Genomic DNA, 25249 nt, shown 5'->3' with positions numbered 1-25249 from the left:
TTTGTGGTAAATCCATTTACTTTATGATCAAACAATTTTTATTGTTTATTAGTATAACAATTAGCGTGTTGTGTTCTTCCTGCATCACCAATAAAGATGTGGTTTATTTACAAGATAAAGGGACGATATCCAATGATTCCTTATTGGTAAAAGAATTATCAAAACCTTACAGAGTACAAGTTAATGATATTTTAAGCATTAATGTGAAAGCGCTTGATGAAGAATTAGTAAGCATCTTTAATCCGGTTCAAACAGCGAACACATCAGCTACCGGAGGGGGAGCGCAACTTTATTTTAATGGGTTTACGGTCGATTTACATGGTAATATCAAGTTTCCTATTTTAGGAGAAATCAACGTGCTGGGGTATACCACTGACGAAATAGAGGAAAAAGTTGAAAGTGAATTACTAAAACAATATTTTAAAGAAACAGCAGAATTATTTGTGACCGTTAAATTGGCAGGTTTGCGCTATACGGTTACTGGTGAGGTGAATGGGACGGGTGTTTTAACCCTATTTCAAGATCGTGTTAACATTATTGAAGCGCTAGCAAATGCTGGAGATATACGATCCACGGGAGATAGAATGGATGTCCTTATTATTAGACAATATCCTGACGGACAAAAAATCCATCACATCGATTTAACCGATATCGCGGCGTTGAACTCACCATATTATTACATTCAACCAAACGATATCATTTTAGTGAAACCTTTAAAACGTAAAGCGTTAGGAGCAGGACAAACGGCTGTTCAAAATTTAACCATTATTGCATCGCTTTTTTCGGTCATCGTATCAACGTATTTTTTAACTAGAAACCTATAAGTAGCATTATGCTTGAAGAATTTGAAGCGTCAGAATCTAGTAACTCGGTATTCGATATCAAAAAGTTTCTATTTAGGGCTCTAAGTTATTGGAAGTTATTCATTGTGCTTTTAGCTATTGGGGTTTTTGTAGTTTACCAGTTAAATATCCGTGAGGAGTTCTCATATAGGTTAGGCACTAAAGTATCGATAGAAGATGATAGTAACCCACTATTTACATCCAATGCCAGCTTAACGTTTAATTGGGGCGGGGTAACCTCTAAATTGCAAACCATCATTGTGACCTTAAAATCAAGGACCCATCATGAAAAGGTTGTGGATCGACTGGAGTTTTATAAGAGTTATTTAAAGCAGGGCCGTTTCGCCAAGCAGGATATTTATAAGGCCGCTCCCTTTAGGTTTAACCATGAATACAATGCGCCACAGCTTCTTAATACACCTATTAAAATCACTTTTACATCAGCAACCGCTTATGATTTAGAAATTGATTTTCAAAATCCATCTGTCCCCGTAGAAAATTATATTACAAAAATAATAACAAGGGCTACAGTGCCTATAGGCATTTTTAAAAAGGAATTTCAGGTTGGAGAAAACGTAGAGCTTCCTTTTTTAAAAGGTGTTCTTGTTTTGGCCGATGACAGCAAACCAACCATTGGAGAACCCTTGTTCATCCAATTTGGCAATTTTGATGGGGTTGTGGCGAGTTACCAAGGCAGAACAAATGTCACTAATATCCAGGGGTCTCCCATATTGGATATTTCGCTTATTGATAAAAATACGGGTAAAATCGTGGATTACCTAAATGCCATGGTAGCTGTGTTAAGCGATGATCAATTGGAAAGAAAAAACCTTTACGCTAGCAATGCCATCAAATTCATTGATGAACAAATTTCGAGGGTAAAAGATGAACTATCAGACAATGCCAGTGAATTAAATGAGTATAGAAAGAAAAATAAAATGTACACGCTTAATGATGAAGGCAAATTACTAAATGATAAGTTTACCACTTTAGATGCCAATAGGGAAAGCATTATTAGGCAATTAGACTATTATAACACCCTGAAAAACTATTTATTAAACAGTAACACGTTTACCGACATACCAGCGCCTTCGGTGGCAGGTATTAGCGATGCCAATATTATTGCCAATGTGGGTAGAATTAACGAACTCTCGGTAGAAAAGTCGAAATTACAGTATTCCGTGAGAAGCGATGCCACTATTTTTGATGATTTAAACCGACAAATTGAAGGATTAAAAAATGTGTTGTTGGAAAACATTAGTTCTGTGAGCAATGTTTTAAAAAGAGACCAAGATCAGGTTAATAACGAATTAAGGTTGGTGGAATTACAGTTCAGTAAATTGCCGGAAGACCAACAGCAGCTATTAACCATACAACGGCAATATTCGCTGAGCCAGCAAACGTACAATGTGTTTTTGGCGAAACGTGGTGAAGCCGAGATTATTAAAGCCTCGAATGTATCCGATATATTGGTGATTGATGCAGCCAAAAATACAGGCGCCACGTTGCTAGGACGAAACTTAAACGTCCGTTATCTCCTGGCGATATTTTTAGCCTTGCTTGTACCTCTTTTATTGGCCTTTATTTTAACCTTGACCGATCATTTCATTCATAGTCCCATAGACGTAGAACAATTAACAAGCATCCCTATTTTGGGTGTCATTGGAAAAAACAGCCTAAAGAATAATTTGGTAGTGCACCAAAAGCCAAAATCGGCTGTGGCCGAATCATTTAGGGCCATTAGGACAGGGTTGCAATATTTTTACAAAACCCAAGATTTAGAAGGAGCTAAAACGGTGATGGTAACCTCATCGGTGAGTGGCGAGGGAAAAACATTTTGTTCCATAAATGTGGCAACGGTGTTTGCTTTAAGTGGTAAAAAAACCATTTTGCTGGGTCTCGATTTACGCAAACCAAAGATTTTTGATGATTTTGGTATTAATAATGATAAAGGCATTGTTAATTATTTAATTGGTGATGAATCCCTAAATCAGGTGATTCAAACGACAGACATTGGGTTTTTAGATGTGATTACGTCCGGTCCCATACCGCCTAACCCTTCAGAATTATTAATTAGCGACAAGCTCAAAGAACTTATAGCCGACCTTAAAACCAAATACGATTATATTGTATTGGACACGCCGCCTATTGGCTTGGTAGCCGATGCTCTAGAATTATTGGAATACGTAGATGCTTCATTATATGTGATTCGGCAAGATTATACGAAACGAGAGATGCTCAATTTTATAAATGAAAAATATAGAACCAAACAGATAAGAAACATCAGTGTGGTGTATAATGGCTATGATCAAAAAGCGAAGTATGGCTACGGTTATGGCTATGGCTACGGTTATGGCTATGGTTATGGTAATTATGCGAATGGCTATCATGGTGATAAAAACGAGCAGTCGGGGACCTGGCATAAAATAAAATCGATGTTTAAAAAGCATACTTGAGGATAGTTTGTTTAAAAGAAATCTTTATTAAATCCGTTGTGTATTTTGATAAAATTTGATTCTCGATGCAATTCGCTTTTGGCGAATCACTCGAACTGACAGTATGGCTAAAAATTTAATTATGACCCCAAATGTCACTTCGAGTGGTTTTATGATGATTGAGTGTAGCATAAGTCAGCATAAAATTGTATCGAGAAGCTTTTCAAACTAAAACGGTTCTCGATACGATTCTCCTGCGTCGAATCACTCGAACTGACATTAAATAACTATAAAAGTTTCAAAAGGCTCATCTGTTTTTATTATGTTTAATTTGTATACATCCTTAATGTTTAACTTTAAATGAATGCGTTACTTTTAATAGCCATCGAAGCAGCCATCAAGGCTGGAGCCGACATCATGAACATCTATTCAGGTGATTTTGAAGTGGTTTTAAAATCGGATAAGTCGCCGTTAACCTTGGCAGATGCCAATGCCAATGCTGTAATTAATTCCTATCTGGAGAAAACACAAATCCCTATCATTAGTGAAGAAAACGAACAAACAGACTATAGCATCAGAAAGCATTGGGATACCTGTTGGATGGTCGATCCATTGGATGGCACGAAGGAATTTATAAAGCGCAATGGTGAGTTTACGGTGAACATTGCCTTAATTAAAAATAACAGACCCATATTGGGCGTCATATATATTCCAGTTACAAACACATTATATTATGGCGATGTTTCGGAAAGAAAAGCCTATAAAAGTGAGGTATTGGGTCATACGTTTTCAAACGGGGATTTGTTAAAAAACAGCACAGCATTACATCCAAAAGCCAATAACACTAATACGCTGGTTATAGTGGGTAGCAAATCGCATACAAGTGAAGCCACCGATCGTTATATTCAAACCTTAAAAGACGAAGGTAAAGACATCCAATTGGTGTCTAAAGGAAGCTCTTTAAAGTTTTGCTTAATGGCAGAAGGCCTAGCGGATATTTATCCCAGATTTGCGCCTACGATGGAGTGGGACACAGCGGCAGGCCATGCCATTTGTAATGCCGTGGGCTTAAAAGTGACACAAGTAGATACACCTGAAGAATTGCAATACAATAAAGAACATTTGTTAAATCCCTTTTTTTTAGTTTGTTAGAGACACTATGGAACATGTAAACAAACAGCATTATAGTATTAAAAAACAGGATAGGACACAGATTAATAAACACAAACCGTGTTTAATCTGGTTTACGGGGCTGTCAGGTTCTGGTAAATCTACCATCGCCAATTTGTTGGAAAAGGAATTATATAGCCAAAACATTCATACCTATACCCTGGATGGTGATAATTTGCGTAGAGGCCTGAACAAAGATTTAAGCTTTACAAAAAAAGACCGTATAGAAAATTTAAGGCGTACGGCCGAAGTCGGTAAATTGTTATTGGATGCCGGTTTGGTGGTTATTGCGGCGTTTATAACGCCATATAACAAAACGAGAGAAGACATCAAAGCCATTATTGGCGAACCATTTTATATTGAGGTTTTTGTTAATACGCCTTTAGAAGTTTGTGAGCAACGTGATGTTAAAGGGCTTTATAAAAAGGCAAGAGCGGGTGAGATTAAAAACTTTACGGGCATTAGTGATCCTTTTGAGGTGCCTTTGAGTCCTACTATAGAAATTCAAACTTTAAAAGAGAGTCCGGAGGAAGCGGTGTCTAGGATTTTGGAGGTTTTAAAGGGTAGGTTGTAACGATAACATAATTGATTTGTCATGCTGAACTGGTTTCAGCATCTAAGTTAAGTTTGGAGTTAGACCCTGAAATAAATTCAGGGTGACAAGTCGTAGGGGCTGAGGGTGAAGAATTTGGGTTTTCAGCATCTAGTTTAATTTTGAATGAGATTCCGAAATAAATTCGGAATGACAAAGTATGGTTGATTTGTTATACTGCTCCAATGTTTGTCATGCTGAATTTATTTCAGCATCTCAGTCCTAGTTGGGAGAGACCCTGAAATAAATTAACTTCGTTGAATCTTCGATTTCAGGGTGACAAGTCCTAAGGGGCTTAGGGATGACAAAAAAGCACCACCTTTTTGACATGTATAGATGGTGCTAGGTTTGCTTTTTGTTTACAGAATATCCACTAATTTTAGGGCATTAAAGGCGCCATTGTTCAGGGCATATTGTAAGCCATTTACTTCTTGATAAAATGCCACTTTAATAAAGTACATTTTATTACCTGTTCCAGAAGGTACCCCGGCTGGCGTTAATGTTACCGGCGTGTTTGTGTTGTCGATAGGCAGATTAACCACTGGGCTAACCTGTAGGTCTTTAATATCTGTACTAAAATCGATATCTAAAAACCCAGCTATTAAACTGACATGTGTGCTGCCTGGAGGTGCATTTAGGTTTTGATCGGGAATAAACTCTGCCATACTAATGGCACCTGTGGTGGTGTTCAACGTAAAGTCTGAGAGCAGCACACTACTTAAAATGGCATTGCTATTAAAGTTAAATCCGTTTAATGCCAATTTACCAAGAGGTGTTGCAAGGCCTATGGCTACTTGACGTTCGCCTCTGGGCGACGTGGTGTCTGCATCTTTAACCTTGGTCATTACTTGGGTTAAGCGCGATGTGACTAAATCATCTTTAGCATCGGTTAACAGGTCTAAAATACCACGTCGCAGTTGTTTTCCGCTGGTGGCTGCATGTCCAAATTCGGACCCATTTTCTCTGGTTCTCGCAAAAGCAGGGTCGTTTTTAATGCGTTTGGCACTCACGCCACTTTTTGTTTTTACTAAATACCCTTCTTTGCCCTTGTAAAAGGTAAGATTGTCTAGGGTGCCTTCAATCTTAATAAAGCTGTTTAATTTTGCCATGATTTGGGGTTTTATGTTCCGTCATTTTTTAGGAACTGGTTTAGGCTTTACTACCGCTCTGGTAGTTTTTGTAAGGGTAAACATACCGTGTTTTTTGTTTTCCTGTTTTTTGAAAATGGCTTTAAACTGTCTTTTTTCGTGAATAGACCCTTTTTTGCTTTTTTGTAGGGTTTTTAGTTGTTTTTTCTGCTTTTTTAGCTATTTGTGGGTTTGTGCATGATTCCTGTTGGGATACCTTATCTATGCTTTAGCCATACATGAGGTGGTTGGCTGTTGGGTGTTGGGTGTTGGGTTTTGGGTGTTAGCTATTGGGTTTTGGTTGGTGGTATTTGGTTTGTTGAATCGTTGATTTGTTGATTTGTTTATTTGGGAGTTGTTAAGTTGTTTTTACTTACAATAATTGATATTTTGTATTAAAAATTTTATTATTATTGTAAAGTAATCTATTTATGTAGGTTTTGTTATATTAAAATAACGTTTAATCAACATCATTTTAATATGTCTTTTTGTTAGTGTTTTATTTAAACTTTATTTGTTTTATGCATCGAATTTGTATTTATTCCCAAGATATTATTTGGATTACGGGAAGAAGTGAACGTTATGCGCAAGAAGTGATGCGCGATATTCGTTTATTGTATCATAAAGATCGCCGCCAACATGTTACCATTGCCGAAGCTTGTGATTATTTGGGCTTGCCTTATCAGGAAGTGTTTAATATGATTAATGGGATTAAGGTTGGGTAGTTGTTGATTCGTTGATTTGTTGATTTGTTGATTTGTTTGTTGTTTAGTTGTTTAACTGTTGAGGTGTTTAGTTGTTTCGTTGTTTGCTTCTCGATACAAATTTGTTCCGTTTCACTCCATAATCCCGATAGCTATCGGGACACTCGAAGTGACGGTACAACTGAAAATTTAATTATAACCCAAAATGTCACTTCGAGTGGTTTTATGATGATTGAGCGCAGCATAAGTCAGCATAAAATTGTATCGAGAAGCTTTTCAAGCTAAAACGGTTCTCGATACGATTCTCCTAGGTCGAATCACTCGAACTGACAGTAGGGCTAAAAATTTAATTTTTGGCTGTTTGTTTGTTGAGGTGTTTGTTGTTTAGTTGTTTCATTGTTTTCTTTTGAGCCATTGGATCTATTACCGCTGTATTATAGATACCTTATTTTACATCATTATTTCTAGGTGTAACTATCTTATCAATTAAGCATAAAATAAATCCGCTATAATTATTATATTAGCACCATTACCACATCTTTACATGGCTTTAGAAACCCGTATCTATCAAAAGGAGAATCAACTGAGAATAGGTAAACTGTTAAAAGACAGTTTGCAAGATATTTACACATCCCGTTTTTTGTCACGCCAGCTCGCAGTACGTGATATAAGCGCACAATACCGACAATCTTATTTGGGGATACTTTGGGCTTTTATTATGCCTTTGACTACTGCTGTCATGTGGATATTTTTAAATAGCTCGGGAACCATACGTCTTTCTGCTACGGGGGTTCCCTATCCTGTGTATGCTTTTTCAGGAACACTAATCTGGTCCATCATTACTGAATCCATTAATGCCCCTTTGTCCAATACCAATGCCGCTAAAGGGCTTTTAACTAAACTCAACTTTCCCAAAGAAGCCCTGATAATTTCGGGAATCTATAAATTGTTATTTAACAGTGCTATTAAGGTGCTACTACTTGTTGTTTTTGTGTTTGTTTTTGGTATTGGTTTTCATTGGAGTCTTTTATTGTTCCCTTTTGTTTTATTGGGAGCCTTAGTGATAGGAACTGCCCTTGGTTTATTTATTACCCCTCTTGGAATGCTTTACAAAGATGTTGGAAAACTCATCAGATTTGGGCTAACGTTTTTAATGTATGTTACCCCAGTAGTTTATGCCATCCCCAAAACTGGTTTGATGAAAACCGTGATGACCTATAACCCTATGACCCCTATTATCTTAACCACACGGGATTTTGTTACAGGCCAAAACCCAGAGCATTTAAGTTATTTTTTAATTGTTGTAGGCTGCAGTATCCCATTATTTGTAATAGGACTTGTGTTTTATCGTTTGTCTATTCCTATTATTGTTGAACGTTCAAGTGCTTAATATGGAAGAGAACGACGTATTGGTAACCGTAGAAGGACTCTCAAAAAAGTTCTGCAAGGATCTCAAGACCAGTTTGTGGTATGGTATCAAAGATTTAATATCAAACATACAAGGCAATAAAAACGAAAGGCTGTTGCGCCCTAAGGAATTTTGGGCGGTAAAAGACATTAGTTTTGAATTGCGCCGTGGTGAGTGTTTGGGCTTAATTGGGCATAATGGTGCTGGTAAAAGTACTTTGCTTAAAATATTAAACGGGTTATTAATGCCCGATGCTGGGAAGGTTACCATTAAGGGGCGTGTTGGGGCACTCATTGAGTTGGGTGCAGGCTTTAACCCCATTTTAAGCGGACGCGAAAACATTTATAACAATGGGGCTGTGCTGGGCTTTACCAAACAGGAAATAAATAGTAAGTTAGAAGACATCATCGATTTTGCAGAAATCCGCGAGTTTATAGACATGCCCGTGCAAAATTATAGCAGTGGTATGAAAGTACGTTTGGGCTTTGCCGTAGCGGCACAAATGGAACCCGATGTACTTATTATTGATGAGGTTTTGGCGGTTGGGGATTTAGGTTTTATTATGAAATGTTTTAAAACAATAGACAATCTTTTAGATAATACAGCTATCATATATGTGTCACATAATATGCCTACCGTATCAAGGTTGTGTGATAAAATAATTTTGATGGAGAAAGGACAAAGTCTGTTTCAAGGAAATCAGGTTGGTAAGGCTATAGATATGTATTACGGAAGTTTTGTTGAAAATGAGAGTAATATAGTATTTACAAATGGTAGTATAGAATTATTAACTATTGATCTTTTGAGTTCATTAAAAATGAACGATAACATACATGAGATTAAATGGAAAGATGATTTGTTGCTATATTTTAAATTTAAATTAAATTTATATATAGATATTCCAATTTTTAGAGTCTTACTTTATGATAAAGAGCAAAGACCACTGGCTATTTTTGAGCCTAATTATGATGAAAATTTATTAAAAAATAATAATGGTTTTTTAGAATTTACTATAAAACATGAAGGAATACAATTGTCAAAAGGCATTTATTCTATAAATGTAACAGCTTTTAAAAGGAATAGTAATGAGCCTATATTGAGAATAAATAATGTTTTATCTTTTCAAATCATTCATGATGAAGATCATTTTCAACCATTTTTATTATCATCAACATTCTCTACAAAATAGAAACAGCTTTTTATATATTTTTTAATGTGTATTTTACTATTTGTTGATTTCTAGGGTGATTCCAATCACCAATAAATTCTACATCCCAACCATTTGAATAACCAAAGGATTTAATTTCTTCTATTGTATATTTGAAGATTCCATGGTCATGTGCCTTTTTAGGATTATCATGTTTTTTTTCAGAAACAAAATAAGTAGCAAAAAAAACACCTTTTTTATCAAAATGAAAGCTTAATTTCTTAAAACAGAAATTAATTAAGTCTGGAGGTAAATGAGTAAATAATGATTGAGCAATAGCAAAATTAGGAACCTTACTAAATTTATTGAATTCAAAACTATTTGAAATTAGTAATTCTGGTTTTTTAATATTTAACCATTTATTATCTAACTCTTTTGATATGCCTAAGTTTATTAAATCTTCTTCTTTGTCTATTCCTAGATAATTCCCTTCATTTAAATAAGGTATTAAATGGATTCCTGCTCTTAAACTACCACATGCTATATCCATAAATATGTCTGATGGTTTTAAACCATTATTAATTAAAAATTCAAATTGTAATTTTCCAATTTCATCCCATAAACCACCAACGTATGTGCGATGTCCTACTTCCTTAATACCAGTTTTACCATGAGATATTGGATATTTATTTTTTTTGTAGTAAGTGAAAAGTTTTTTTAATAAATTCATAAGGAATTGCTTAGGCTTAATTTTAAAGGCTAAAATAAATATTTGTATTTATATAGCTTACAATATTAAACTATATTTGAAATTTGAAAGATAAACAACAATAATATTAAATTGATTTCTCATAAACACAAATGCATATTTATCCACATTGCAAAGTGTGCAGGTACTTCCATCGAATATGCTTTTGGGGTAGATGTGGAAAACCATAAAGCTGAAGAAAATGATTTTTTGTTTGGTTGGGATAAAACTAATAAGTTATGGCTACAACATGCTACACCACAACAGTTGATAGATTATAAATATATTAGTCAAAATCAATGGGATAGCTATTATAAATTTATTGTTTACAGAAATTCTTGGGACAGAGCATATTCTGATTATATATGGATGAAAGATGTTAGAAATACTTTTGGCAGTTTTTCTAATTTTTTGTTTAAGAAAGGGGAATATGATAGAATATTAAATGATTATTCTACGAATTATTATGCAGGAGATCACCTTTATTTACAGAAAGATTATTTTTTTTTAAATAATAATAGGATAAACTATAATGTTGAAATTGATTTTGAAAATTTACAGAATGGGTTTAAGAAAGTAATTCATGATTTAAATTTAAGTGATGATTTTTTTATCAGAAAAATAAATAGTGCTAAAGTGATTGAAAAGGAACATTATTCTCATTTTTATAATTTCAGGCATAAAAAAATAGTAGAAAAGATATATAAGGAGGATATAGATTTTTTTGATTTTAAATTTATTGATAAGAAAAATTTCACACAAAAATTATTTCATTATATTAAATGAAAAAAATCCTCTTTATCACCCACGAAACCACACGCACCGGTGCGCCTATCGTATTGTTGCATTTTTTACAGTGGTTACAAAAGCACCATAAAGAATTGGTAGTAGATGTGATTGGGTTGCAAGGGGGCAGTTTAGAATCCGATTTTAAGAACGCTTGCCACACCTATTATGATTACTGCCAAGTGTTAATCCCAAAGTCGTTAACACGTTGGCAACGGATATTACTAAAATTCAAATTATTTAAAAGGCAGGACCCCAAAGTTCTATTTTTTAATACCTTGGCAGAGAACAACTATGCGCTACTGTATGCTAATACAATTCTTACTATTCCTTTAGCATCAGAAGTTATTAAAGTATCTCCTAAAACTAAGTTTGTTGCTCACATACATGAATTAAATGCCATAATAAAAATAATGCTCCCTAATTTTAAGGATTATTTATCTGGTATAAATCAATTTATTGTGCCTTCAGAATTGGTAGAATCTAATTTAACAGCAAATTGGTCAGTTCCTGCCAATGGTATTAAAGTGGTTTATGAATGTACTGTAGTTGAATACATTAAACCTACTAATAAACCATGCAATGTATTTACAGTAGGTGCTTCAGGATATGTACATTGGCGTAAAGGACATGATGTGTTTTTACAATTAGCACGATATATTCACTCAAACTATCCTGACAGTAATATAAATTTTGTTTGGGTAGGTAAACTTCCTTTAAAGGAACAAATAATTTTAGAAGCGGATATTCACAAATTAGGATTGAAGGATATTGTTAAATTTACAGGTGAAGTGAAAAATCCAACTAATTATTATAATGAATTTAATGTGTTTGTAATGACTTCGAGAGAAGATCCATTTCCTTTGGTGTGTATAGAAGTAGGTATGTTAGGAAAACCTATTGTTAGTTTTGATAGGGCTGTTGGTACTAATGAAATATTGAATGGAGCAGGTGGATTTATTGTGCCTTATTTGAATATTGAAGCTATGGCAGATAAGATTATAAAATATTATAATAATCCAGATTTGGTAAAAAGTCATGGTGAGTTAAACGAAAAAGTTTTTTCTCAGTTTACTCCCGAAATCATTTGCCCACAATTGTTTGAAATTATAACATCACTCAATAAAGCGTGAACCCCAAAGTCTCCATAATCGTCCCCAATTACAATCATGCACCTTATTTGCAAGAACGGTTAGATACGGTTTTTAACCAAACGATTCAGGATTTTGAAGTCATTTTATTGGATGATGCTTCTACCGATGGCAGTCAGGATATTTTAAAAAACTATGCCAAACACCCTAAAGTATCCCATTATATAGTGAATGCCGAAAACTCAGGAAGTCCCTTTAAACAATGGCAAAAAGGGATGGCATTGGCAAAAGGGGAGTACATTTGGATTGCCGAAAGTGATGATTATTGTGAGGTTACTTTTTTGGAGTCTACACTACGTTATTTATCACAAGGTCACGCTATTTGTTATACCCAGACTTTGGACGTGAATAGTTATGGGAGTGATTTAAAAAGTAGATTGCCTTATACGGCACAATTTGAACCCAATATTTGGGAGAACCATTTTGTTATGGACGGCACTGTTTTTAATACAAACTATTTACTGGTTAAAAATGTGATACCCAATGCCAGTGCCGTTGTGTTTAGACGTGATATTGTAAAGAACTCTTATTTTAACAAATACTTGTTAAAAATGACTATGTGTGGCGATTGGTTGTTTTGGATACGGCTTTGTGCCAATAATAGCATTGCCTTTGTGAGCGAACCTTTAAACTATTTTCGGTATCATGATACCATGAGCAGACGGCATAATACCTTACAAAAGCAAAGACTACGTTTAGAGGAAGAGGCTGTTTTACGGAGGGAAGTATTTAGAAACCTAGGTATTCAAAATAAGCAACAAGAAACCTTGCTTTATAAAAAATGGTTTGCGCTTCATGGTTTTTTTGAAGTTTTCACTAAAAGGTTTTATAGTATTAAATTATCGCATACATTGCGAAGTACTTTATTTTTAATGTTTGTGTCACTTAAACTTAAAAACCGTTTTAGATTTTGAACATCGCTATTTTTTCACCAAGCCAAAATGCATATTCCGAAACCTTTATTCAGGCGCATAAAAACTATTTAAAAGGAAAGGTGTTTTATTACTATGGAAAAGGCAATTTTATTGAATTAGAAGGTGAAGGTGGGTTGAAAAAAGAGGCAAGTTTTTTAACTAAGTTAATTAACAAGGTATTTAAAAAGCCAAGCCCTACTTATTGGGAATACATAGCGGCCTCTTTAAAGGCACATAAGGTAAATGTTATTTTAATTGAGTATGGTTCGCATGCCCATCATTTATTACCCCTTTTAAATATTACAAAATTACCAGTAATTGTTCATTTTCATGGATTCGACGCCAGTATTAGAGATATTATAAAAAGTTGTAACTACTACAAGCAAGTTTTTTTAAAAGCATCTAAAGTTATTGCAGTTTCAAGGGTTATGGAACGTGCACTTTTAAATTTGGGTTGTCCCATAGATAAATTAGTGTATAATGTTTACGGCCCGTGTAAAGAATTTGAATTGGTTAGCCCTAAGTATAATAAAAAACAATTTTTATCGGTAGGTAGGTTTACTGATAAAAAAGCACCGTATTATGCCATAAAGGCGTTTAGTAAGGTTATAAACAAACATCCAGACGCTAAATTATTATTTGGAGGCGATGGTGTACTTTTAGATGCTTGTAAAAGTTTAGTTAAGCAGTTAAAATTAGAAAACCACATTATTTTTCTTGGTGTTATTACCCAGCAGGCGTATATGGATTTATTACAAGAATCTATGGCTTTTGTACAACATTCTATTGTTGCAGAAAATGGCGATTCTGAAGGTACGCCCTTATCTATTTTAGAGGCAAGTGCGGCGGGTTTACCTGTTATATCGACTATACATGCGGGTATACCAGATATTATCGCACATAATAAAACAGGCTTGCTTAGTGAAGAGCGTGACGTTGAAGCTATGAGCGCCCATATGTTAAAAGTATTGGATGATGTGGCATTTGCCAAACGACTTGGACAGGCAGGAAAGGAAAATATAAGAACTCATTTTAATATGGAGTTACATATAGAAAAGCTTAACAAGATTCTTGCTAATGCGACACAATAAAAAAATATTTAATGAAATACCTATTAAAAAAAATAGTGCCAAATACCATACTTAAAGCATACCGTGCATATAGAAAGAATAATAAGCCCTATAATGGAAAAGGCGTTGTTTGCCCTATTTGCAGTTCTAAGTTTAAATATTTTGGTTCATACGGCGTTTTTCCAAGAGGTAATGCGAAATGTTACACGTGTGGTGCTTTAGAAAGGGATAGGTTATTATGGAAATATTTTCATGAAAAGGTGAGTTTTTTTACAAAAAACGTAAAAGGGAAAGTTTTACATTTTGCACCAGAAAAAGTTTTCTATCAGTTATTTGATACCAATAAAAATATTGAATATGTACCTTGTGATTTAACACCTGAACGATTCCTTTTTAATGGGAAGTCTCAAATAATAAAGGCCAATATAACTAATATTCCTTTTGAAGATAACACTTATGACTTTATAATTTGCAACCATGTTTTAGAACATATTCCAGATGATGCCTTAGCCATGTCTGAATTGTATCGGGTTATGAAAAAAGGTGGTCAAGGTATTTTTCAAGTACCTATAAATTACGATTTAGAGTTAACATACGAAGACTTTTCAATTACTACGCCAGAGGGAAGAGAAAAAGCCTTTGGGCAGAAGGACCATGTAAGATGGTATGGTTTAGACTATAAAACAAAGTTAGAAGCTGCTGGTTTTAAGGTTTATATTGATGAATATGTAAAAAGTTTTACCTCTAAAGAATTAAAAAAATATGGATTAATTTCTACCGAACTAATTTATAACTGTAGTAAATAAAAACATGAACCCTCTTGTCTCTATAATTATCCCTACGTTTAACAGAGCAGCATTAATAGAAAGTACGCTAAACAGTATATTAAAACAACGTTATGCTTATTGGGAATGTATAGTTGTAGACGATGGTTCTACAGATAGCACCGTGCAAATATTACAAGCCTATTGTAGTAAGGATGCTAGGTTTAAGTTTTATAAAAGACCTAAAAACAGACCAAAAGGTGCTAATGCTTGTCGTAATTATGGTTTGCTAAAAGCTAAAGGAACCTATGTTAATTGGTTTGATAGCGACGATTTGATGTTGCCATTAAAATTGCAGATACAAGTAGCTTTATTAGAAAATTCTAGCTTTAATTATGCCATTTGTCAAACCGAGCGTTTTGATAGTACATTGAATAAATCCTTTGGCTTAAGAAGTATAGAGATAACTTCTTCAGATGTTTTGAATGATTACATTACTTTTAAAATTTTCTGGACCACAGGAGCGCCCTTGTGGTGTAAGGACTTTTTAATTTCAAATAAGTTTACTTTTGATGAGTCTTTACAACAATCGCAAGACTATAATTACCATATAAATATTTTGGCTAAAGATGCTTCTTATGCTATTGCAAATGTCCCTTTAATGAAACTGGTTAGACATACTTCCAACATGTCTAATGATTTATATAGTCATCCATCAAAAATTTATTCAAATATAAAAGCACGCTGTATGGCGTTAAAATTACATTTTGAGTTATTGAATGACTCAACGCGAGTGTTTTTATTTAAAAAATCTGTAGAGTTCTTAGAATATGGTATAGAGGTTCTAAATTGGAAATATACCACCAAGTCTATATATCAATTAATAAGTGCATATTATGTTTTTAAGCCGCCTGTAAATGTTTTTATAAGATATAGTTTAAAATGGCTTTTGGGCGGTTTTGGTTATCGCGTTTTTAGAATAGGAAAAAGATTTTTTAAATTACCGCCTATATGATTCCAACCATATCCATAGCAATTTGTACGTATAATAGAGCGTCTTTATTAAAAAAATGTTTAGAAGCTTTGTTGCCTCAAATTAATACTTCTAATATAGATATTATCATAGTAGATAATAATTCTAATGATACAACGAGAGGCTTAATAGAAACTTATCAAAACAAACACAAAAATATAACATACGTATTTGAGAAACGTCAAGGATTAGCTATAGCCCGAAATGTGGCTTGGCAATATGCTAAAGGTTTATGGATAGCTTATTTAGATGATGACGGTATACCACATAATAATTATGTAGAAAGGCTACAATATGTAATTAATCATTATGATTTTGATTGTTATGGAGGGATGTATTATGCTTATTATGAGAAAGAACGGCCTAAATGGCTTTCAGAAAATTTTGGCACCAAACGATTAATTTCTCCAAATATAGGTTTAATTGATGAAAACACACTTTCCGGTGGTATTTTTAATATTAAGCGTTGTGTTTTAGAACAAATAGGAGGTTTTAAGGAAAATTTTGGAATGTCTGGAAAAAACGTGGCTTATGGTGAGGAAAGTGAATTGCAATATCGCGTGCGGGCAGGAGGCTATAAAATTGGATTTGATCCCGAACTAAAAATGGATCATATCGTAGCAAATTATAAGCATACTTTAATTTGGCAATTACGTCGCGAGTACGCCTTATATAGAGATAGTCCTTGTTTACTGCAAAATAATAGGACTTATAGGAAGTTGTTAAAATCTTTTTTGCGTTGCACTATTAAAGTATTGCCTACTTTGATAGGGAAATTTATTAAAACAAAGGATTATTATTGGCAAAATTTAGTGTTAGATTATTTAAAACCTATGATAGCTGTTTACGGAACTATGAATAATCAAATAAATACAGTAGAAAAATGCAAGCGTTAATTTCGATAATCATTCCAACATATAATCGTGCCCATTTAATTAAGGAAACACTTGATAGCATTTTAGAACAAACCTATAAAAATTGGGAATGTATTGTTGTTGACGATGGAAGCACAGATACAAGTGATGCTGTTTTAGATGCTTATGTGAAGCAAGATTCCCGATTCAGAAAATTTAAAAGACCAAACAATAAACCAAAAGGTGCAAATGCTTGTAGAAATATAGGATTGGAACAAGCCCAAGGTGATTTTGTGGTGTTTTTTGATAGTGATGATTTAATGACGCCAAATCATTTAGAAATAAAACATGCAGGAATAAAAACAAACCATTGTGATTTTGTAATAACGAGAACTAAATATTTTAATGCCGATAATAGTATTATAGATAAATACTATGCTTTTGATAAGCACAAAATAACGCCGCATAATTATATTGTTCAAAAAATAAACTGGTTAACTTATGATATATTGGTTAAAACTAGCCTTGCCAAAGAAATAAGATTTAACGAAAATTTGCAATCTGGTCAAGAGTATAATTATTTTAGCAAACTTACTTTACTATCAACAAATGCAATATTTATTGATGAGGTCGTAACTTTAAGAAGATATCATGATACATCTATTAGAAGTCAATTGAAAACTAAAAGAGATTTAAATGAAAGGTATTTTAGAGTTTTCTGGTTTACTTATTTAGATATAAAAAAAGCTGCCGATAAGAAAACGCGTTTATTTTTGTTACGAGCATGTTTAAAATTAACTTGTAAAGAGCAACAAATTTTGGTTAAAGAGAAAAGCTTGTTTTATTTATACGTTATTAGAGAGTTAGGTGTAAGAGGGCTTTTTTTAGGTATAATGCTATTATCTTATAGGGTGTTTGGTAGGGGTTATATATTTAGAAAACAATTGTTTAAAGCTTTTTATGAGCTGCCCTGAACTTTGATTAATTATTTATTCTTTGTCTTGTTTATTGTGAAAATTGGTTATAAATCCAAGGAGTAAAGCTTGTTGCAATTTTTATATCTTAGCAGAAGTATATAGCCTAAACATGAACATAAAGCCTTTAGTCTCTATTGTTATCCCAACCTATAACCGCGCCCATCTTATAGGCGAAACACTTAATAGTGTTTTGGCACAAACCTATACCAACTGGGAGTGTATTGTGGTAGATGATGGGAGTACCGACACTACAAAAGAAGTGATGCAAGAGTATCTGCGAAAAGATGTCAGATTTCAATACCACCAAAGACCAGAAGAGCATGTTTCTGGGGGTAATGGAGCCAGAAATTTTGGGTTTAAATTAAGTAAAGGGGAGTATGTACAGTGGTTTGATGACGACGATGTAATGGATAAAGACAAATTGAAGATTCAAATGTGGAGTTTGATGAAAAGCGAGTTTAATTTTTCTGTTTGTCAAAACTTAGTTTTTGAAAATAATAAAGGTGCTATTTTGGGTTTACGTCATAAGAATATTGTTTCAGAAAACACTCTGTTTGATTACATCAAACAGAATATTGTTTTTTTAACGCCATCAGCAGTATATAAAAAGCAATTTTTAAAAATAAATGATTTACTTTTTGATGAAGAATTAAAGGCGTCTCAAGAATGGGAGTTTATATGTAGAATTTTATATTATTCACCAAGTTATCAAGTAGAACATACACCTTTGGTATATATTAGAAAGCATACAGAGAGTATTTCTTATAATGACAATTATATTTTGAGAAAGCAACATTATTATTTGGCAAGAATTAAAGTTTTTCAATTTCTATTACGTAAAGGCATTATTGATTTAAACCGAGAGTTGCGCGATTTTTTTAGAACTTATTTTGTGTCAAATTTTAAAGTTTTATTGTTTGAAGATAAAAAGAAGGCGATGTCTTTATACAGAGACAGTATTAAACCTTTATATAAGCCTATTGAAAATTTTAAACTGATTTTATACATCAACTTTGTGATCTTAACCAATAGAGGATATGCATTCAGAGACCGATTTATAAAATAAACTACAACACATCATTATAAATGCGTCCTTTAGTTTCCATAATCATTCCAACTTATAATAGAGTACAACTTATAGGCGAAACACTTGATAGTGTATTAGCTCAAACCTATTCTAACTGGGAATGTATCATTGTGGATGATGGCTCTACAGATAATACTTCGGCACTTTTAGAATTTTACTGCAAAAAAGATTCTCGATTTCAATACCATCATAGACCGAAAAATCAGCCTAAAGGAGGTAATGCGGCTCGAAATTATGGGTTTAAAGTAAGTAAAGGAGACTATATTAATTGGTTTGATAGTGATGATATCATGTTAAACGAGTTTATAGAAAATAAAATACAGTTATTAACTTCAGAAAGGATAAAAGCCATTATTTGTTCGGGGTTTTTAACAGACTCTAAATTGAATATTTTAAGACCAACAGCATATTTTAATGAAGGGAATTTATTTAAAGCATTTACTTTAAGAAAATCGGATGTATTGACACCTTCCGTTTTATTTAAAAGAACAGCCTTAAATTCTAGAGAGTTGTTCAATATTAATTTAACAGATGGACAAGAGACCGATTTTTTTCATAGATTTTTTTTTAATTTAAAAGCAGATGAGTATGTATATGTTGATGACAAATTATTTTTATACAGAAAACATAATAATTCTATTGGGAGCGATAAAATAGGAAACTATAATTTTAAAAATAGATTTTCACAAAGTTATGTTGAATATGAAAATCTTAAACGCGTTATAACTATAGGTGATAGAGACATGATACATTTTATTTATAAAGCGTTGTTAAACCTGCTATTTCTTGCAATGGATAATGAAGATAAAAACACTTATGATTATATTTTAAACGGCATTCGGAGGTATTATAAAGATATTGGAGTTTTTAAATATGTGTTGTTAATTAGTTATTTAAAAGTAGTTTTGAGTATTCATATTAGGAGCTATCGAATAGAAAAATTAATAAGAAAGCGATAAGTATTTTAAAATGAGTGGTAAATAAAAGTTAAAACATGAATATAAGTGTTATCATTCCTACTAGAAATAGAATACATTATGTTAATCAACTGGTTGAAGATTTATTACACCAAGATGTTTCTAATTTTGAAATAATTGTTGTAGATCAATCGGAAAACCCAATTGAAATTAAAAATTGTAAGCATATAGTATTGGGTTCTACCGGACCTTGTGTTTCTAGAAATATTGGAGCGAAAGAAGCTCAAGGTGATATTTTAGTTTTTTTAGATGATGATGCCAGAATTGAAGCAAACTTTATTCGTGAAATAACACATCCCATAAAATATGATAAATTTGCTGCTGTTGCAGGTGCGAATTGTGATGTTAATGGAAATTATTTAACAAAGAACTGTGATTATTTTAATTATAGTAGCGATAATTTTATAAAAGTTTTAACAAGGAATCCAAACTCTAACACATCTAGAATCTGTATTTCATTTCCAGGAGGTTGTTCGGCTATATTAAAAAACGTATTTGATGAAATTGGAGGATTCGATGAACAATTTGATCCTACTGGGGCAGGGGAAGACAGGGATCTTGCTTTAAGGCTTTTTAATAAAGGTTATATGACCTGGTACAATGCCAACGCTAAATTGTATCATATAGGGGCGACTACCGGGGGATCGAGAGATGTTGGTAGCAGAACTTTAATGTTGGATGTTCATACTTACCTGATGTGCAAAAAATATTTTTCAATAGAACTAGCCAATACATTAAGGAAAACGATATTAGAAAGTTACCGTAGAAGTTTTTTTAAATCACTAATTACATTAAATTTAATCAGGACAAAATTTAAATTATATCGTAAAGCAAAAAGCTTATTGAAATAAAGATAATGAATATTGCTGTGTTTACTCTTTTAAAATGATTTTGTTTAACAAAAGATATAAGAATTGTTTCTTAAAAACAAAAAGTCGAATAATTAATGAACATATTTATAATAAAAAATGAATATTCTATCAAAAATTAAAAATGTTATAAGAAATAATAATAAAACATATACGGAATTAAAACATCATATAAAAAAATCTGATGATATATATTCTTTGGCAATTCTACAATCATTATTAATTGGTTACCCTTATTTACCGTTAAATGGAGGGGCTCTTAGACCAGTATGTATAGCTTATATTTTAAATGAAATTATTATAAATCAAAGAGAGCATATTTTAGAATTTGGTTCAGGGATTTCTACAATTATTATGGCTAGATTATTAAAAAAAAATAAACTCAACACAAAAATAATTACAATAGAACACAATGAAGCATGGGCGAAAATTTTAAAAAAATATTTGGAAGATGAAGATTTATTGCAGTTTGTAAGTGTTATTGTAGTTGATTTAAAAGAAATAATGACTTCAAAAGGGCATGTAAGTTGGTATGATTATGATAGATTATCAACGGCTATAAAAGATATGAAGTTTGATTTAATCATAATTGATGGACCACCTGCAAATAATCCGAAATTAAAATACTCGAGGTTACCAGCATTAGAAAAATTAGAAGGTAATTTTAGAAATGATTATTGTTTAATTTTAGATGATGTTAATCGAGAAGGGGAGCAAGAAATGGTGAGGTTTTATAGAAGAAAAAATAACAATATACACTATAGTGTTATTAGTGGGACTTTGGGCGTATTTAGAACAAAGAGTAAATTCAACCCTATTCCAATACATTATTAATGTCTATAAAAATCGCAATTTATACAGCTGTTTTTGGGGGGAAAGATGAACTCAAGGAGCCTTTAAACTTTAAAAACAATGAAAATATTGATTATTTTATTATTTCAGATGATAAAGGAATAAAATCAAAATGTTATAACCTTGTCTATAAAAAACCAATTTATGATGATATTACTAAAAATGCCAGGTATTATAAGATTATAGGTTTAGAAGAATTTAAGAGTTATGATTTCATTATTTGGCATGACGCTAATTTACAGATAGTTCAAGATGAAATATTAAAAATCATTACGTTTGTTGATAATAAGGGAGTAGGATTTTTTAAACATTCTGAAAGAAATTGTATTTATGATGAAGCCATAAAATGTATTCAATTAGAAAAAGACTATCCTTTAAAAATTTTAAAGCAAATTTATGAATATTATAAAAAGGGAATAAAAAATGAAATGGGGATTTATGAAACAGGTTTGTTTGTTAGGAATAATAAGTTAATAAATAGAGACTTTATAAATTTTTGGTGGAAAGAAATAAAAATGAAATCAAAACGTGATCAAATTTCTTTACCATATGCTCTAAAAAAGTTTGATATAGTTCCAGCTATAATAGAAGGGAATGTCAGAAATAATTCATATTCAGTATTTCATAAACATAATTATCGGCATAGTACTTTTTTAAGAAAAAAACTTAAAACATTTCATTCTCTAAAGAAAAAAGTAGCCATAAAATGTATTTACATTATAAAAAAAATTAATAAATAAAACGGTTATTTCTTTTATGAATATCATGATTCAATTTTAACCTATGCAGACTAAGGTATTCATAGTAATTGTTTCTTACAATGGTATGCCATGGCTTCCTAAATGTTTAAGAAGCTGTAATCCGTTTAATATTATTGTTGTAGATAATAATTCCAGTGATGGAACAGTTGCTTTTATTCAGGAAGAATTTCCAGAAATCACAATTCTTCAACAAAATACTAATCTAGGTTTTGGTGCGGCTAATAATATTGGTATTTCCTATGCGTTAAAAAAAGGTGCGGAATATGTGTTTTTATTAAATCAGGATGCTTATTTAGAACAGAATACACTTAATAATTTGATTAAAACACATAAGGAAAACAATTCGTATGGTATTTTGAGTCCGATTCATTTAAATGGAACCGGGACAAAATTAGATAATAATTTTTCAAAGTATATTAAGGAAAATGAAGTACTGAGAAATGATGCCCTTAAACAATTGTTTTCACAACAAATTTATGACTTGCCGTTTGTAAATGCAGCAGCATGGTTATTGCCACGAAAAACAATTGAGAAAATTGGAGGTTTTGATCCTATTTTTTATCATCGCGGAGAAGATGATAATTATTGCCAACGTATTTTATATCATGGTATTAAATTAGGCGTTGTGCCTGAAACTCATGTATGGCATGATAGGGAATTAAGAACAAAAATGATGTATAAAAATAATACAGAAAAATTAATACGTTACGAGCGTGCTTTAAAGCAAGCATTGGCAAATATTAATATTGAAATAGAAAGTAATATTAGAATAAAAAAGCAAATTATAGTGAAGACAATTTTAAAATCTCTAATAAGTTTAATGTTTATTGATGCCATATTTAACTTAAATAAATATAGGATATTGAACACTATCCTGCCTGAGATTAAATATAGTAGGAAGAAAAATAAAGAAGTTGGTTTACATTATTTAGAAGAATTATAGAATGGTTTTGAGAGAAATATTATTTTTTTATATGTGTATTTTTTGATAAACTTTATCAATCAATTTTGTTCAAAAAAAGTTCGCTTTAATTTGCCAGCTATTTTTTTAGAGAAATCATTTGAATAAGCTCTATTTATAATAGATAGCCTTAACAATTCCAATTCCATAAAATTTGTAGATTTTATTTGTTCAGAAATTTTTTCATCTATCAATTTATATAGAATATTATCTGCATTATTTAAGTGGTTAATTTCATCAATCGTTTTTTTATCAATCGCATCGAGTGTAGGTCTGTTTTTTGTTTTATTTTTTACTTTATAATACGGTAATGGCCAATTATATAAATTTTTAAGTAGAATAAGAGATGCATTAAATTTTTCTGTAATACCAACAAAGGAAAAATGTCTTTCTATATTTTCTAAAGCTTTTTCAAGCATGTATTCTTCTTTGTCGTCAATACCACTAATCCATCTTACTTGACAATTGTTAACATGTTTACTTTCAATTCGAGTTGCAAAGTCATAAAGTGACATTTTATCAGACTTAACTTTATGATAAAGATTATTTTTTGGTTTCCGCAAAACATAATAATAAAACGAAATAATTCGTTCATCTGGTTTACGTAAAAAAGTAACATATTTAGTATTTGAATTCATATATTGGTGAAGTCCAAACATCAAATGCCCTTTCACTAAATTTATTTTTGTTCTTTCCAAGTCAGTCATATTAACAAAAGCATACTCGCTATTGTTTGATTTTGTGCCAGTTGTGATATTATATGTGCTTTCTTTAGAATAAAACCTATTCAAAATAGAATGAAATGTCATACCTCCATTTTTCGGTAAATGAAGAAATATTAATTGATTATCCATTATAGATATATTAAGTTTGATTTTTTTTATTCCAATTTTCTAAAATAATATTTTTAATATAGGTAAATTAAATTCTTAATTGGGTAAATAAGTCAAAAGTATTCATAATTTCTATTTACTTCTTATTCAGATAAATCTAATTATCTTATAATTAACCAATTTTATTGCTATTTTTTAGTAATATGTTACAATTTCATTACTTTCAACAAAAATGAAAAAAGCAAGTAATATAATTAGTATTATTACCCCACACTTTAATGATTTAGAGGGGATAAAACAAGTACATAATTGTTTGTTGAAACAAGATTCAGAGCTGTGGGAATGGGTAATTGTTGATGATTATTCTAACGTTTCAGTTAGAGAATCTTTATGTAACTACTTTAATCAAAATAGTTATCCAAATATTAAGTTGATTTTAAATGATAATAAAACAACCGGTTCGGTTTGTAGAAATATTGGGGTAGACCATGCATCATTTAATCATTTAGTATTTTTAGACTCCGATGATATAATATCTGAAGATTTTGTAAGTAATAGATCTATTGAAGTGGGTGATTTTGTAGTATTTAAGAATTTTAATCTTTTAGATGAAAATGGAAAGAACAAGCCTGCTCCTTCTGCTGATTCCAACTATTTAGATCATTTTTTACAGGCAAAATTTATTTGGCAAACTTCCTCGATTTTATGGAAAAAAGATTTTTTTATTGAGATAGGAAAGTTCAATACAGATTTAAAAAGATTGCAAGATATTGAGTTGTCTATTCGAGCACTTATGTTAAGTACTAACTATAAAGTAATAGATAATAAAGTTGACTTTTTCTACTGTGTTAAACCAATTGATATTAAGAAAAGGCCAATAGATGTCATTTGTGGAGCAGTTAATTATTTAATTACTTACATGCATGATAATTACAAGTTAGATAATCGCCAAAGAAATTTGGTAACAGGATATTATTATTTGTGTGTACGCTATTTTGATCGCTCTGATAATAAGGAAGATATTGAGCATGTTCAGAAAAGCTTAAAATTGTTTTATAAGAAAACATACATGTCTTATCCCAGTTACTTAAGAGCTTTATTAATTTTGAAATTATATAAATACAATTTAATCTCTAGTGATTTGTTTTTGAGATTGAACAGATATTTCTATAAATAGAGTTTTGAAA

Annotated in this window: 25 protein-coding genes; 22 read left to right on the top strand and 3 right to left on the bottom strand. The window is 31.8% G+C overall.

The features are described 5' to 3' along the window. Window positions 1-23: 23 nt before the first annotated feature. The 4 genes from CDH49_RS08805 (at window position 24) to cysC (ending at window position 5021) form a co-directional block, all read left to right on the top strand. Complete coding sequence (locus CDH49_RS08805; RefSeq protein WP_100615245.1) at window positions 24-824, top strand: polysaccharide biosynthesis/export family protein; 801 nt, start codon at window positions 24-26, stop codon at window positions 822-824. Between the two features lie 8 nt (window positions 825-832). After that, window positions 833-3298, top strand: a complete 2466-nt coding sequence (locus CDH49_RS08800) for an exopolysaccharide transport family protein (RefSeq protein WP_100615135.1) — start codon at window positions 833-835, stop codon at window positions 3296-3298. Between the two features lie 339 nt (window positions 3299-3637). Then, window positions 3638-4429 (top strand): 3'(2'),5'-bisphosphate nucleotidase CysQ, encoded by a 792-nt coding sequence (cysQ, locus tag CDH49_RS08795; protein ID WP_100615134.1) that lies wholly within the window; start codon window positions 3638-3640, stop codon window positions 4427-4429. 7 nt (window positions 4430-4436) lie between these two features. Next, entirely contained in the window at window positions 4437-5021 is a 585-nt protein-coding gene (cysC, locus tag CDH49_RS08790) for an adenylyl-sulfate kinase (protein ID WP_100615133.1), read from the top strand. A 377-nt stretch (window positions 5022-5398) separates the two neighbouring features. Here cysC and CDH49_RS08785 read toward each other — a convergent pair whose 3' ends face one another. After that, window positions 5399-6148, bottom strand: coding sequence for a hypothetical protein (locus CDH49_RS08785; RefSeq protein ID WP_100615132.1), 750 nt, complete (start codon window positions 6146-6148; stop codon window positions 5399-5401). Between the two features lie 539 nt (window positions 6149-6687). Here CDH49_RS08785 and CDH49_RS08780 point away from each other — a divergent pair. The 3 genes from CDH49_RS08780 to CDH49_RS08770 all read left to right on the top strand — a co-directional run bounded on the left by CDH49_RS08780 (window position 6688) and on the right by CDH49_RS08770 (window position 9467). Continuing rightward, entirely contained in the window at window positions 6688-6891 is a 204-nt protein-coding gene (locus tag CDH49_RS08780) for a hypothetical protein (RefSeq protein WP_100615131.1), read from the top strand. Window positions 6892-7414: 523 nt separating this feature from the next. Beyond that, a complete protein-coding gene (locus CDH49_RS08775) occupies window positions 7415-8260 on the top strand; it encodes an ABC transporter permease (RefSeq protein ID WP_100615130.1) in 846 nt (281 codons plus the stop codon). Between the two features lies 1 nt (window position 8261). Beyond that, window positions 8262-9467: an ABC transporter ATP-binding protein gene (locus CDH49_RS08770; RefSeq protein WP_100615129.1), complete on the top strand. Its 1206-nt coding sequence runs from the start codon at window positions 8262-8264 to the stop codon at window positions 9465-9467. A 10-nt stretch (window positions 9468-9477) separates the two neighbouring features. Here the strand turns inward: CDH49_RS08770 and CDH49_RS08765 are convergent, their stop codons facing one another. After that, window positions 9478-10155: a class I SAM-dependent methyltransferase gene (locus tag CDH49_RS08765; protein ID WP_100615128.1), complete on the bottom strand. Its 678-nt coding sequence runs from the start codon at window positions 10153-10155 to the stop codon at window positions 9478-9480. 111 nt (window positions 10156-10266) lie between these two features. Between CDH49_RS08765 and CDH49_RS08760 the strand changes: the two genes are divergently transcribed. The 14 genes from CDH49_RS08760 (at window position 10267) to CDH49_RS08695 (ending at window position 23211) form a co-directional block, all read left to right on the top strand. Continuing rightward, on the top strand, window positions 10267-10959 hold the full coding sequence (locus CDH49_RS08760) for a sulfotransferase family protein (protein WP_100615127.1): 693 nt from the start codon (window positions 10267-10269) through the stop codon (window positions 10957-10959). Then, window positions 10956-12092 carry a glycosyltransferase gene (locus CDH49_RS08755; RefSeq protein ID WP_100615126.1) on the top strand — a complete coding sequence of 379 codons (1137 nt, stop codon included), beginning with the start codon at window positions 10956-10958 and terminating at the stop codon, window positions 12090-12092. Before CDH49_RS08760 ends, CDH49_RS08755 begins: the two co-directional genes overlap by 4 nt. Further along, a complete protein-coding gene (locus CDH49_RS08750) occupies window positions 12089-13024 on the top strand; it encodes a glycosyltransferase family 2 protein (RefSeq protein WP_100615125.1) in 936 nt (311 codons plus the stop codon). The genes CDH49_RS08755 and CDH49_RS08750 overlap by 4 nt, the downstream gene beginning before the upstream one ends. Beyond that, window positions 13021-14115 (top strand): glycosyltransferase, encoded by a 1095-nt coding sequence (locus CDH49_RS08745; RefSeq protein WP_100615124.1) that lies wholly within the window; start codon window positions 13021-13023, stop codon window positions 14113-14115. Before CDH49_RS08750 ends, CDH49_RS08745 begins: the two co-directional genes overlap by 4 nt. Window positions 14116-14126: 11 nt before the next feature. Continuing rightward, window positions 14127-14900 carry a class I SAM-dependent methyltransferase gene (locus CDH49_RS08740; protein WP_100615123.1) on the top strand — a complete coding sequence of 258 codons (774 nt, stop codon included), beginning with the start codon at window positions 14127-14129 and terminating at the stop codon, window positions 14898-14900. 4 nt (window positions 14901-14904) lie between these two features. Next, on the top strand, window positions 14905-15873 hold the full coding sequence (locus tag CDH49_RS08735; RefSeq protein WP_100615122.1) for a glycosyltransferase family 2 protein: 969 nt from the start codon (window positions 14905-14907) through the stop codon (window positions 15871-15873). Beyond that, window positions 15870-16787 (top strand): glycosyltransferase family 2 protein, encoded by a 918-nt coding sequence (locus tag CDH49_RS08730; RefSeq protein ID WP_100615121.1) that lies wholly within the window; start codon window positions 15870-15872, stop codon window positions 16785-16787. Before CDH49_RS08735 ends, CDH49_RS08730 begins: the two co-directional genes overlap by 4 nt. Beyond that, window positions 16775-17719, top strand: a complete 945-nt coding sequence (locus CDH49_RS08725; protein ID WP_100615120.1) for a glycosyltransferase family 2 protein — start codon at window positions 16775-16777, stop codon at window positions 17717-17719. Before CDH49_RS08730 ends, CDH49_RS08725 begins: the two co-directional genes overlap by 13 nt. A gap of 112 nt (window positions 17720-17831) precedes the next feature. Beyond that, window positions 17832-18788: a glycosyltransferase family 2 protein gene (locus CDH49_RS08720; RefSeq protein WP_100615119.1), complete on the top strand. Its 957-nt coding sequence runs from the start codon at window positions 17832-17834 to the stop codon at window positions 18786-18788. A 20-nt stretch (window positions 18789-18808) separates the two neighbouring features. After that, window positions 18809-19768: a glycosyltransferase family 2 protein gene (locus CDH49_RS08715; protein WP_100615118.1), complete on the top strand. Its 960-nt coding sequence runs from the start codon at window positions 18809-18811 to the stop codon at window positions 19766-19768. Window positions 19769-19803: 35 nt separating this feature from the next. Then, window positions 19804-20637, top strand: a complete 834-nt coding sequence (locus CDH49_RS08710; protein ID WP_100615117.1) for a glycosyltransferase family 2 protein — start codon at window positions 19804-19806, stop codon at window positions 20635-20637. Window positions 20638-20754: 117 nt separating this feature from the next. After that, a complete protein-coding gene (locus tag CDH49_RS08705; RefSeq protein ID WP_100615116.1) occupies window positions 20755-21489 on the top strand; it encodes a class I SAM-dependent methyltransferase in 735 nt (244 codons plus the stop codon). After that, window positions 21489-22247, top strand: a complete 759-nt coding sequence (locus CDH49_RS08700; RefSeq protein ID WP_100615115.1) for a glycosyltransferase domain-containing protein — start codon at window positions 21489-21491, stop codon at window positions 22245-22247. Before CDH49_RS08705 ends, CDH49_RS08700 begins: the two co-directional genes overlap by 1 nt. A 43-nt stretch (window positions 22248-22290) precedes the next feature. Beyond that, window positions 22291-23211 (top strand): glycosyltransferase family 2 protein, encoded by a 921-nt coding sequence (locus CDH49_RS08695; RefSeq protein ID WP_100615114.1) that lies wholly within the window; start codon window positions 22291-22293, stop codon window positions 23209-23211. Window positions 23212-23270: 59 nt separating this feature from the next. Here CDH49_RS08695 and CDH49_RS08690 read toward each other — a convergent pair whose 3' ends face one another. Beyond that, window positions 23271-24083, bottom strand: coding sequence for a sulfotransferase family 2 domain-containing protein (locus CDH49_RS08690; RefSeq protein ID WP_100615113.1), 813 nt, complete (start codon window positions 24081-24083; stop codon window positions 23271-23273). A gap of 211 nt (window positions 24084-24294) precedes the next feature. Here CDH49_RS08690 and CDH49_RS08685 point away from each other — a divergent pair, with 211 nt between their 5' ends. Next, window positions 24295-25239: a glycosyltransferase family 2 protein gene (locus CDH49_RS08685; protein ID WP_100615112.1), complete on the top strand. Its 945-nt coding sequence runs from the start codon at window positions 24295-24297 to the stop codon at window positions 25237-25239. The last annotated feature ends 10 nt before the right edge of the window (window positions 25240-25249 follow it).

The organism is Confluentibacter citreus (genome assembly GCF_002807055.1).
In the GTDB taxonomy this organism is placed as follows: Bacteria; Bacteroidota; Bacteroidia; order Flavobacteriales; family Flavobacteriaceae; genus Confluentibacter; species Confluentibacter citreus.
Note: the sequence above shows the minus strand (reverse complement) of the source record. Positions and strands in the feature narration are given on the sequence as shown.

Excerpts from the sequence above, each read along its gene's own strand:
- CDH49_RS08805 (WP_100615245.1), top strand. The coding sequence starts at position 24 with ATGATCAAACAATTTTTATTGTTTATTAGTATAACAATTAGCGTGTTG.
- CDH49_RS08800 (WP_100615135.1), top strand. The coding sequence starts at position 833 with ATGCTTGAAGAATTTGAAGCGTCAGAATCTAGTAACTCGGTATTCGAT.
- cysQ (WP_100615134.1), top strand. The coding sequence starts at position 3,638 with ATGAATGCGTTACTTTTAATAGCCATCGAAGCAGCCATCAAGGCTGGA.
- cysC (WP_100615133.1), top strand. The coding sequence starts at position 4,437 with ATGGAACATGTAAACAAACAGCATTATAGTATTAAAAAACAGGATAGG.
- CDH49_RS08785 (WP_100615132.1), bottom strand. The coding sequence starts at position 6,148 with ATGGCAAAATTAAACAGCTTTATTAAGATTGAAGGCACCCTAGACAAT.
- CDH49_RS08780 (WP_100615131.1), top strand. The coding sequence starts at position 6,688 with ATGCATCGAATTTGTATTTATTCCCAAGATATTATTTGGATTACGGGA.
- CDH49_RS08775 (WP_100615130.1), top strand. The coding sequence starts at position 7,415 with ATGGCTTTAGAAACCCGTATCTATCAAAAGGAGAATCAACTGAGAATA.
- CDH49_RS08770 (WP_100615129.1), top strand. The coding sequence starts at position 8,262 with ATGGAAGAGAACGACGTATTGGTAACCGTAGAAGGACTCTCAAAAAAG.
- CDH49_RS08765 (WP_100615128.1), bottom strand. The coding sequence starts at position 10,155 with ATGAATTTATTAAAAAAACTTTTCACTTACTACAAAAAAAATAAATAT.
- CDH49_RS08755 (WP_100615126.1), top strand. The coding sequence starts at position 10,956 with ATGAAAAAAATCCTCTTTATCACCCACGAAACCACACGCACCGGTGCG.
- CDH49_RS08740 (WP_100615123.1), top strand. The coding sequence starts at position 14,127 with ATGAAATACCTATTAAAAAAAATAGTGCCAAATACCATACTTAAAGCA.
- CDH49_RS08735 (WP_100615122.1), top strand. The coding sequence starts at position 14,905 with ATGAACCCTCTTGTCTCTATAATTATCCCTACGTTTAACAGAGCAGCA.
- CDH49_RS08730 (WP_100615121.1), top strand. The coding sequence starts at position 15,870 with ATGATTCCAACCATATCCATAGCAATTTGTACGTATAATAGAGCGTCT.
- CDH49_RS08725 (WP_100615120.1), top strand. The coding sequence starts at position 16,775 with ATGCAAGCGTTAATTTCGATAATCATTCCAACATATAATCGTGCCCAT.
- CDH49_RS08720 (WP_100615119.1), top strand. The coding sequence starts at position 17,832 with ATGAACATAAAGCCTTTAGTCTCTATTGTTATCCCAACCTATAACCGC.
- CDH49_RS08715 (WP_100615118.1), top strand. The coding sequence starts at position 18,809 with ATGCGTCCTTTAGTTTCCATAATCATTCCAACTTATAATAGAGTACAA.
- CDH49_RS08710 (WP_100615117.1), top strand. The coding sequence starts at position 19,804 with ATGAATATAAGTGTTATCATTCCTACTAGAAATAGAATACATTATGTT.
- CDH49_RS08705 (WP_100615116.1), top strand. The coding sequence starts at position 20,755 with ATGAATATTCTATCAAAAATTAAAAATGTTATAAGAAATAATAATAAA.
- CDH49_RS08700 (WP_100615115.1), top strand. The coding sequence starts at position 21,489 with ATGTCTATAAAAATCGCAATTTATACAGCTGTTTTTGGGGGGAAAGAT.
- CDH49_RS08695 (WP_100615114.1), top strand. The coding sequence starts at position 22,291 with ATGCAGACTAAGGTATTCATAGTAATTGTTTCTTACAATGGTATGCCA.
- CDH49_RS08690 (WP_100615113.1), bottom strand. The coding sequence starts at position 24,083 with ATGGATAATCAATTAATATTTCTTCATTTACCGAAAAATGGAGGTATG.
- CDH49_RS08685 (WP_100615112.1), top strand. The coding sequence starts at position 24,295 with ATGAAAAAAGCAAGTAATATAATTAGTATTATTACCCCACACTTTAAT.